This is a genomic window from Glutamicibacter sp., assembly GCF_032154645.1.
In the GTDB taxonomy this organism is placed as follows: domain Bacteria; phylum Actinomycetota; class Actinomycetes; order Actinomycetales; family Micrococcaceae; genus Glutamicibacter.
The window spans coordinates 1-3,308 of sequence record NZ_JALDXV010000037.1; the positions used below are offsets into that span (position 1 = coordinate 1).

General features: G+C 62.8%; 4 protein-coding genes and 1 pseudogene. All 5 read right to left on the minus strand.

Going from position 1 to position 3,308, the window contains the following annotated elements; genetic code table 11:
* Positions 1 to 1,118 (minus strand): alanine--tRNA ligase-related protein (locus RUH64_RS16840; protein WP_313814945.1); only part of this gene is annotated, 1,118 nt, incomplete at its 3' end.
* Positions 1,119 to 1,137: 19 nt separating this feature from the next.
* Positions 1,138 to 1,347 (minus strand): hypothetical protein, encoded by a 210-nt coding sequence (locus RUH64_RS16845; protein ID WP_313814946.1) that lies wholly within the window; start codon positions 1,345 to 1,347, stop codon positions 1,138 to 1,140.
* Between the two features lie 87 nt (positions 1,348 to 1,434).
* Complete coding sequence (locus RUH64_RS16850; protein WP_313814948.1) at positions 1,435 to 1,806, minus strand: DUF948 domain-containing protein; 372 nt, start codon at positions 1,804 to 1,806, stop codon at positions 1,435 to 1,437.
* Between the two features lie 123 nt (positions 1,807 to 1,929).
* Positions 1,930 to 2,553 carry a 30S ribosomal protein S4 gene (gene rpsD / locus RUH64_RS16855; RefSeq protein ID WP_313814949.1) on the minus strand — a complete coding sequence of 208 codons (624 nt, stop codon included), beginning with the start codon at positions 2,551 to 2,553 and terminating at the stop codon, positions 1,930 to 1,932.
* 170 nt (positions 2,554 to 2,723) lie between these two features.
* Positions 2,724 to 3,308, minus strand: a pseudogene (locus tag RUH64_RS16860) (replication-associated recombination protein A); the annotation flags it as partial.

The window sequence follows — 3,308 nt, forward strand, 5'->3', positions numbered from 1 at the left end:
CGCTCCTCGGCGTAGGCGATGCGGGCGATGCGCTCGAAGTCGGCTTCCACCTGCGGGTAGACGCCCTTCATGGCGTCGCGGGAGACCGGCAGCAGCTCCGGGAGCACCTCGGAGTCAACACCCATCAGGCGCATGGCGCGCACCGCGCGGCGGATCAGGCGGCGCAGCACGTAGCCGCGGCCCTCGTTGCCCGGGGTGACGCCGTCGGAAATCAGCATCAGCGAGGAGCGGATGTGGTCCGCGATCATGCGCAGGCGCACGTCGTTGGCGTGGTTTGGATCTTCAGGATCCTCGGTGGAGGTGTAGGTGACGGAAGCAAGTTCCGCCGCCTTGTCCAGGACTGGACGGACCTGGTCGGTCTCGTACATGTTCTCCACGCCCTGCAGGATCATTGCCAGGCGCTCAAGACCCAGGCCGGTGTCGATGTTGCGCTTTGGCAGTTCGCCGGCCACGTCGAAGTCGGTCTTGGAGCGTACGGCGGAGAGGCGGTACTGCATGAACACGAGGTTCCAGATCTCGATGTAGCGGGTCTCGTCCACCGCTGGGCCGCCCTCGATGCCGTACTGGGCGCCGCGGTCGTAGTAGATTTCCGAGCAGGGGCCTCCGGGACCGGGCTGGCCGGTGTTCCAGTAGTTGTCTTCCTTGCCGGTGCCGACCACGCGTTCGGTGGGCAGGCCGATCTCTTCTTGCCAGATGCGGCGGGCCTCGAGGTCCTTCTCCTCGCCGTCCTCGTAGACGGTGACCCACAGGCGGTCCTTCTCCAGGCCGTAGCCGCCGTCTTCGATACTGCTGGTCAGCAGCTCCCAGGCGAAGTGGATGGCGTCCTTCTTGAAGTAGTCGCCGAAGGAGAAGTTGCCGCACATCTGGAAGAAGGTGCCGTGGCGTACGGTCTTGCCGACCTCTTCGATATCGCCGGTGCGGATGCACTTCTGCACCGAGGTGGCGCGGGTGTACGGCGGCTCTTCGCGCGCGGTCAGGTAAGGGATGAAGGGGACCATGCCGGCCACCGTGAACAGCAACGATGGATCGGATGAGACCAGCGAGGCGCTGGGCACCGCCGTGTGGCCCTTAGAGACGAAAAAGTCGACCCACCGACGGGCAATTTCCTGCGTTTTCATCGTGTTACGGATGATCCCTTCACTTGGTGTCGTTCACGCCGAGGGCGGAACGCAATTCTTCTTCGCGGCTGCGCATTCCGGTGAGGAACGCCTCCGCAATTTCCGAGGCGCGATCGGCATATTTACCGATCTGGCGATTCAGCGCCGCCCCGGATGAAACTTCGGTGTATTTTTTGGACGCCAGCACGCCAATGCCGACGCCGATCGAAACCCACAAGAGCTTTTTCATTCTAGTCTCCTCGCCTTAAGTTCTTGAACTAAATAGCTGTTGGCCAACATGGCAATCTGGTGGGAGTACCTTGTTAGCGGGCTATGTCTAGCGGCTGCGACGCGCCTTGCCAGAAGGCTTGGAGTTCATCGCCGCCTTCACGCCCTCGGTGAAGGCTGCAATCTTGATCAGCGGCCTGCCGACGGTGGCGGCGATCAGAGAGGACAGCGCCGAGACGTTGGCGGTGGCGTCGGAGACGTTGGTGGTGATGGTGTCCACCTTCTTGAGCTGATCGTTGGTGGTGGCGACCGTATTGGTCACCTCCCCGATCAGCGGGGTGGTTCCGTCTGCCAGGTCCTTGATGGAGCCGCGCAGTTCGTCGAATACCTTGCCCAGCTTGATGATCGGCACCGCGAGGAATGCCACCAAGATGACAAATGCTCCCGCGGCAATAAGCCCTGCGATATCCGAACCCGACATGTGCTTCCTCTTCTGCTTGGGTTTTTGGTGCCAGTCCACCTTATCGAAATCTTCGCTCCGACAGGTAGTTAAGCCAAGGGCCCGCAACCGGGTGCCGGTTGCGGGCCCTTGCTAGCGCACGGTTTAGCGTGCGTAGTACTCGACCACGAGGTTCTCTTCGCAGGTCACTGGGATCTCAGCACGCTCTGGTGCACGCAGGTAGGTTGCCTGCAGGGATTCCAGCTTCACGTCCAGGTAAGCAGGAACGGCTGGCAGCACCTGTGCATGCTCGCCGGCTGCTGCCATCTGGAATGGAACCATCTTCTCGCTCTTCTCGTGAACGTGGATCAGCTGACCCGGCTTCACGCGGAACGATGGGCGGTCAACACGCTGGCCGTTGACCAGGATGTGACGGTGCACAACCAGCTGGCGAGCCTGCTGGATGGTGCGGGCGAAGCCGGCGCGCAGAACAAGTGCATCCAGGCGGGACTCGAGCAGAGCCAGCAGGTTGTCACCGGTCTGGCCGCCAAGACGCTTGGCTTCCTTGAAGGCGTTCAGCATCTGAACTTCGCGGATGCCGTACTGGGCGCGCAGACGCTGCTTTTCGCGCAGACGAACAGCGTAGTCGCTGTCCTGCTTCTTGCGGGCGCGGCCATGCTGGCCTGGACCGTATGGGCGGCGCTCCATGTACTTTTCAGCTTTTGGAGTCAGGGCAAGGCCGAGGGCACGCGAAAGGCGTACGGTACGGCGGGCACGGGCGTTAGCCATTGATGTGTCCTTTTCGTTTAGCGACGGGTATCTACTGGCCTCCGGGTCGGAGAGTGTGTGGGCGTCGCGTCCCGCTAATCACTGCAACCGTGAACGAGCACGGCTTGCCAGCCAAGTTTCAAGTTTACACGAATCCACAGGCGCGCCGCGTGAGGCATGGGCCACACCCGCTAGCGTTTGCGCCGCGGATCCTTGGCCCGGATGATCTCCCGCAGGCGCTGAAGCCTGGTGCCGATGGTCTTCTCAGCGCCGTTGGCCGTGGGCGTGTAGTAGTTCGTTCCCACCAGGTCGTCGGGCAGGTACTGCTGGGCGGCGATGGAATGCGGTGCATCGTGAGAATAGATGTAGCCCACCCCGTGGCCCAGCTGCTTGGCCCCCGGGTAGTGCGAGTCGCGCAGATGGTCGGGCACTAGAGAGCCCTTGCCTTCGGCCACGTCCGCAAGGGCTGCGTTGATTGCGTTGTAGGAGGCGTTGGACTTCGGAGCGGTGGCCAGGTGCACGGTGGCCTGGCCGAGCATGATGCGAGCCTCCGGCATTCCGGTCAGCGCCACGGATTGAGCTGCCGCCACCGCCAGCGGAAGGGCCGTGGGATCTGCCATGCCGACATCTTCGCTGGCGCTGATCATCAGCCGGCGTGCGATGAAGCGCGGGTCCTCCCCCGCCGCCAGCATGCGGGCGAGGTAGTGCAGGGAGGCGTCCACGTCGGAGCCGCGGATGGATTTGATGAACGCGGAGATGATGTCGTAGTGCTGGTC